Origin of the sequence: Nodularia sp. UHCC 0506 (assembly GCF_034931045.1) — a bacterium.
In the GTDB taxonomy this organism is placed as follows: Bacteria; Cyanobacteriota; Cyanobacteriia; order Cyanobacteriales; family Nostocaceae; genus Nodularia.
The window spans coordinates 888-7,796 of sequence record NZ_JAYGHH010000062.1; the positions used below are offsets into that span (position 1 = coordinate 888).

A 6,909-nucleotide genomic window follows, 5' to 3' on the forward strand; every position below is an offset into this window, starting at 1 on the left:
TATTGAAAGTTCTGGGTGGGACAAAGAAGTTAATATAAGATATGACATTAGAAAAAAAATAATTTACGCTTTGCCAATTAGAAGATTTAGAGAATTAGGGAAAATCGAAGGTGTTGGCAAGCAAACATACAATGAAATATTCAAATCTTTATATGTAATTGCAAGTAAATCTGATGAAGAGAGAGAGAAATCGAGTTTTGCTAATACATTACAACTTCAGCTTCATGATGCAGTCTCTATTGAAGATAAATTGCAAAAACCTTCCAATGAACTAAATGCTGAATTAGAAGCAATAGGTGTTAGCGAAGAACAGAGTAATGCAAATACTTCTTCCTCTGATGGAAATTATGATGCCTTCTTCATAATGCTGCCATATATAGAAAAAGCCCTCAGTACGGAACGTACAAAAGAAGAGATTTCAGAAATGTTCAAACTTCCTAAAAAGCTGGTAGGTGTTTGGTTGGAAGCAGCAGAGAAGCTTGGGAAAGTTAAAAAGCTTACACGTCCTGTCAGATATATTGCGATGTTGGAACAGCCGCATCAGCAATTAGCGCTCTTTCATCACTCTGGGGTGAAACCTTAGTTTTTTGTTGGCTGGAAGATCGAAAATTTGTGTTCATCCAAATTTAGTATTGCTGTTAATTTCAGGGGAAACACATCTCTATCCAAAACAGAAGATAGTAGTGCAGCAGACAAAATGAGAAAAGATGATTTAGCGACACTAGACTAAAACCAATTTTCTAATAGTTACCTTATATAAATCACCCTCAATCTTGACGACTCCCTTCTTAAGAAAGCCTTGCAACTTACCAATCTCACTACTCAAGAAGAACTGATTAAACTCGCTCTACAAGAATTGGTGCGATCGCAAAGTTGGCATTTGATATTATTCCTCAAGATCAAACACGTAGTGATTATCGCCAAGGAGCTACACTTGGAGATGATTATAAACACTGGTTTAGAGCTAAATTTTTCAACAGTATCGGCGGTTTTTTCGATATCACCAAGAGAGCAAAATCATTGTCTTCGCCCTATCTCCACGATAAAACTTTTATGCCTAACGGCACGCTATGCGAACAGCAAACCCTAATTATAAAAAAATCATGATTATAAATAAGTTTGTACTACACACATATAGTATAGTCTAGCAAATGAGCATGATTTGAGGCTGTGAATTAAAATGCACAAAATGAGCTAAGATACAAGCAGATAATTTTAACCAATTCATAATCTGTTCTCAAAATATTTCCATTATCTTCTTGAGAGAATAAATTGTCGTGGCAACACAAAATGAAAGTAACATGATACCAGTTTTACAAGTGGGCGATCGCCAGCTGATGGCCACAGAAGTATTACTGTTGCTGGAAAAATACCAAATGCTGCCGCAGCTAATCAAAGAGGTAGTGCTTGATCAAGCGATCGCACCAATTTCATGTACACCAGAAGAAGAAAAAATCGCCTGTGAAAACTTAGCCCAACAATACCAAATCACCTCTGAGGATGTGCGTCAGCGTTGGCTGGAGCAAAATAACATCAGTGCAGAACAGTTAGATGCGATCGCCATCCGCCAATTTAAAATCGAAAAATTCAAGCATCTCACCTGGGGAGACGATTTAGAATCATATTTTTCACAGCGCAAATCCCAATTAGATAGAGTAGTCTATTCTCTGATTAGAACTAATGATATTGGGATTGCTCAAGAAATTTATTTTCGTCTGGAAGCAGGAGAACAAACTTTTGCAGAATTGGCGCGGGAATATTCTCAAGGACCAGAAGCACAGACCAATGGTTTAATCGGTCCCATAGAACTGCAAACTATTCATCCAGCTTTAGCCAAAATATTAGCCACTAGCCAGCCACAACAACTATTAGCACCCATTCAATTAGAAAACTGGATTGTCATAGTCCGTCTAGAAAAGTTATTACTCACACAGTTAGATAATTCCCTGCGTCAACGCTTGCTGAATGAGCGTTTTAATAGTTGGTTACAAGCACAGATCACAGCGCAAAATTGCCAAATCCAGCAGATAGAAAATACCCCAGTAAAAATATAAATCCAACTTCTCAGATGTAGTTATAAATACACTTTTAGACATACTAATCAAGGCATGACTTACATTACAAGTTCCTTTCAAGAATTTATTGCCCAGCTAGAGGGATTTAACCAACTACCTACCGAAGAGATAACTCATCTCTCCAAACAACTACAAGCCTGGCGCTACCGTATAGGACAAAAAATAATTGGTCAAGAAAAACTTCCCGAACAAATTACTATTCTTTACGAAGGAAAAGTCCGGTTGTTGGGATATCATCCCCAAACGCAAACACCTACAACCTTAAAATTGTTGCAACCAGGCGCAATCATCGGTGAGATTAGTATATTACGTGAAATTGCCTGTGAAACCGCGATCGCATCCACAGAAGTTATCTGTCTCAGCTTGAGTAAAACCGAATATTTACGCCTGCTGACTTCTTACCCAGACTTTGCCAACACACGCTTAAACCGCAGTCATTTAATCGAAGTTTTTGATATTCTGGGTTCACAAGTAGAAAAGCAAGCCAACGCAATTAATAATCTCGCAGAACTTGCTGAACAAGCCTTATCCACCGCCAAAATACATTATCTAAATCCCGGCATCACTCCAGCTAATCAATTAGATAGGGAAAATATTTGGTTTGTCAGTGGTGGTGGTTCAGTTACAAATTTCTCTCCTGGTTCCCGCCTAGAATTAGGTAACAAACTAGAAGTTAAAGGAACAAATCGGGCGCGTTTGATTGGTTTATCTCCCGCCCACTTATCATTTTTAGATACTCATCAGATAGAGACTCCTCTAAATCTTACCCAACCCATCATCACAGATAACCTAGAAATTCCCTACGCATCAGACGCAGAAATTCCCCAGTCTGCGCCATCTCCACAGAAAGGCAAACAAAAACATCAAAATTACCCATTTGTGACCGGTAAAGGCGAAATAAATACTGTCTTCGCCTGTTTTCAAATGCTCTCGAAACACCTAAAAATCCCCTTTCGCAAGGAAGTAATTCGGCGCATTTTAACTGAACAAATCAAACGCCAAGGTAATATATCCTTTCCCGCTTGTGCTTACATAGCCGAGTTAATTGGACTCAAATCCCAATTAGTAGAATTACCTGTAGCGGCAATTACGCGCATTCCTACACCAGCCCTAATTTATTATGGTGATAGTTATGCTGTTTTATATGAAACAGATGCTAATACCATTGTTGCAGGTGTACCATCCCAAGGAATTATCCGTTGTAAACCTGCTGAATTTGTTGCCAAACTAGATATTGATGAAAGCAATTTACCTCCCCAAGTAAAAGTTTTATTACTGTCTGCTACTAAAGAAACACCTCAAGAACGCTTTGGTATTCAATGGTTTATTCCTTATTTATCAAAGCATCGGCGAGTTCTCATAGAAGTCTTTATTGCTTCGTTCTTTGTCCAGTTAGCCCAGTTAGCGAATCCCCTTGTTATTCAGTTAATTATCGACAAAGTTATAGTTCAAAACAGCATTAGCACTCTCAATGTTTTAGGCATTTTGCTCTTAGTAGTCGGGATATTTGAAGCCTTGCTGACCACATTAAGAACTTACTTATTTGTGGATACAACCAACCGCATTGATATGGGTTTGGGGTCACAAATTATCGACCACTTACTACGTCTACCACTACGCTATTTTGAACGCCGACCTGTAGGTGAACTAGCCACTCGCATCAACGAATTAGAAAATATTCGGCAATTTCTCACTGGTACAGCCTTAACAGTCGTATTAGATGCCATATTTTCGATAATTTATATTGTCGTTATGCTGTTTTATAGCTGGCAGTTAACTTTAGTTGGTTTAGGCACAATACCTATATTTGTTATTCTCACCTTAATTGCTTCACCCACAATTAGTAAACAATTACGTACCAAAGCAGAACGTAACGCCCATACTCAATCTTACTTAGTTGAAGTAATGTCGGGGATTCAAACAGTAAAAGCGCAAAACATTGAATTACAATCGCGTTTTTCCTGGCAAGAGCGTTATGCTCGCTATGTAGCATCTGGTTTTAAAACTGTAATTACTTCCACCCTGGCTAATTCAACTAGTAGTTTTCTGAATAAACTCAGTGCATTGTTAGTTTTGTGGTTAGGGTCTTATTTAGTCTTGCAAGGCGAATTAACTCTAGGTGAATTAATCGCTTTTAGGATTATCTCAGGTTACGTTACTAGCCCCATATTACGTTTAGCTCAACTCTGGCAAAGTTTCCAAGAAACTGCATTATCTCTGGAACGTTTAAGCGATATTGTCGATACACCACAAGAAGGTGAAGAAGACCGTGATAATATTCCTTTACCTGCAATTTCAGGAAGCGTAAAATTTGAAAATGTTTCCTTTCGATTTGCCACAAGTGGACCTTTGCAACTTTCTAACGTTAATCTAGAAATAGCATCGGGTAAATTTATTGGCATTGTCGGACAAAGTGGTTCAGGTAAAAGTACGTTAATGAAATTACTGCTGAGACTCTATGAAGTGGAGTCAGGCAGAATTTTAATTGATAATTACGATATTTCCAAAGTCGAACTTTATTCACTGCGGCGACAGGTGGGTGTAGTTCCCCAAGAAACACTGTTGTTTGATGGTACTGTTCAGGAAAATATAGCTTTAACGAATCCTGATTCTACCACTGATGAAATTATTGAAGCTGCTCGCATTGCTGCGGCGCATGACTTTATTATGTCCTTACCCAACGGTTATAATACACGGGTTGGAGAACGGGGTGCAGGACTCTCAGGTGGACAAAGACAGAGAATAGCTATAGCTCGTTCTATTTTACAACGACCAAAGTTATTAGTTTTAGACGAAGCCACAAGCGCTCTAGACTATCCCACAGAACGACAAGTTTGTTTAAATTTAGCTCAGGCTTTTAAAGGGAATACGGTTTTCTTTATTACCCATCGCCTCACCACTGTCAGCCATGCAGATATGATTGTTGTGATGGATAATGGCAGAGTGATAGAACAAGGAAGCCATCAAGAATTAATGGCTGCTAAAGGTCATTATTTTTATCTTTATCAGCAACAAGAAGTGAATGTTTAATTGAGTGCTGAGTGCTGAGTGCTGAGTATAAAACCTGTTGCTTCATTGCTCTCACTCCGGCTCTATTAATAATTTTTTTACCAAAAATTTATCTATGTGACAAATCCAAAATCCAAAATCTAAAATCCGAAATCTCAAGTTCTCTAGCCCCTAAATTTATCTATGGGGTCTATCTAAAATCTAAAATCTAAAATCTAAAATTGTATGACTTTACTTAACGGAAATAGCAACGGTCATAATGGCAACGGTAAACAAAAAAACGGTGTTAAAGCAGATTCACTGGTACTAACATCTCCAGCTAAAACTGCTAATCAGCCTTTAGCAAATGCCAATTATACTAATTTTGACCAATCAGTTGTGTTACGCCAATCTCCAATTTGGTCACGCACAATTATGATGACTTTAATAGGACTAGCTTGTTTTGGAATTATTTGGGCTTATTTCGCTAAAATTGAGCAAGTAGTGCCAGCTACAGGTCAACTCAAACCTGAAGGAACAGTCAAAGAAGTTCAAGCTCCTGTGAGTGGAGTGGTAAAATCTGTTCACGTTAAAGATGGAGAAAAAGTCAACCCAGGAGACTTACTACTTACCTTTGAAACTGTTGCTACTGTTGCCGAATTAGATGCTTTAAAAAAGGTTCGCGCGGCGTTAGCCGAAGAAAACCAAATTTATCGTCAGTTGATGGCAAATAGTTATACAACAGCGTCTGAATTGGAATTTTCACGGGGTAAATTACCACTAGATGCCGAATTTCTGTTGAAAAGTAGGACAGCTTTAGTTAAAGAAAATGAGTTATTACGTGCTGAATTGAGCAACTTAAATACAGTTACAGGCTTAGGAGTTGATGAACAAAAACGCCTACAATTTGCTCAAAAAGAATTAGATTCTCGGTCTGCTGCTGGACAGTTAGAAGTGGAGAAAACTAAAAAACAACTGGCTCAAACACTATTCCGAAAGAATGATACTAAATCTAGTTTAGCTATTCAACAAAATATTCTAGATAAGCTGACAATATTAGCAGAAGAAGGTGGTATTTCTCAGCTTCAATATCTCAATCAACAGCAACAGGTACAGACACTCACAGCCGAAATAGCCCAATTAGAAGAGGAAATGAAACGTTTACAGTTGGCAATTGAACAGGGACAGCAAGAACTCCAAAATACTGTAGCTGCTTCTAGCAAAAATGTTTTAGAAAAAATAGCTGATAACAAAAAACGTATTGCCGAAATTGATAGCCAATTCATGAGGATTGTCCTAAGTAATCAACAAACATTAGCAGATTTAAATAGTAAAATTTCTCAAGCTCAGTTAAATTTTGAATATCAAGAACTTCGCGCCCCTGTAGCCGGAACAATTTTTGATTTACAAGCTAAAAACCCTGGTTTTGTAGCTAATGCTAGTCAAGAAATCCTGCAAATTGTTCCTGAAGATAAATATATTGCTGAGGTTTTTATTACAAATAAAGACATTGGTTTTGTCCGGGCAGGAATGCAGGTTGATGTGAGAATTGATTCTTTTCCTTTCAGCCAGTTTGGAGATATTAAAGGTCAAGTAATTAGCATAGGTTCAGATGCGTTACCACCAGATGAAACATATAAATTTTATCGGTTTCCCGCAACTATTAGTTTGGATAAACAACATTTAGATGTTCAGGGAAGAAATATTTCCTTACAATCAGGAATGTCTATTGTGGCTAACATTAAAGTCCGTGAAGAACGTACAGTTATGAGTCTATTTACGGAAATGTTTACTAAACAAGTTGATAGCTTGAAAGAGGTACGTTAACAGTTTGCTGTTAGAGGAT

Annotated in this window: 4 protein-coding genes and 1 pseudogene; all 5 read left to right on the forward strand. The window is 37.8% G+C overall.

All coding sequences use genetic code 11. The annotated features are described in order from the left end of the window. A pseudogene (locus VB654_RS22755) lies at positions 1–583 on the forward strand (hypothetical protein); the annotation flags it as partial. Between the two features lie 290 nt (positions 584–873). Next, the gene (locus tag VB654_RS22760; protein WP_323216098.1) at positions 874–1,107 is read left to right on the forward strand and encodes a type II toxin-antitoxin system YhaV family toxin; all 234 of its coding nucleotides are present in this window, start codon (positions 874–876) and stop codon (positions 1,105–1,107) included. Positions 1,108–1,301: 194 nt separating this feature from the next. Then, the gene (locus tag VB654_RS22765; RefSeq protein WP_323216117.1) at positions 1,302–2,054 is read left to right on the forward strand and encodes a peptidylprolyl isomerase; all 753 of its coding nucleotides are present in this window, start codon (positions 1,302–1,304) and stop codon (positions 2,052–2,054) included. Positions 2,055–2,108: 54 nt separating this feature from the next. Further along, positions 2,109–5,105, forward strand: coding sequence for a peptidase domain-containing ABC transporter (locus tag VB654_RS22770; RefSeq protein WP_323216099.1), 2,997 nt, complete (start codon positions 2,109–2,111; stop codon positions 5,103–5,105). A gap of 204 nt (positions 5,106–5,309) precedes the next feature. Then, positions 5,310–6,890: an HlyD family efflux transporter periplasmic adaptor subunit gene (locus tag VB654_RS22775; RefSeq protein ID WP_323216100.1), complete on the forward strand. Its 1,581-nt coding sequence runs from the start codon at positions 5,310–5,312 to the stop codon at positions 6,888–6,890. Positions 6,891–6,909 lie beyond the last annotated feature (19 nt).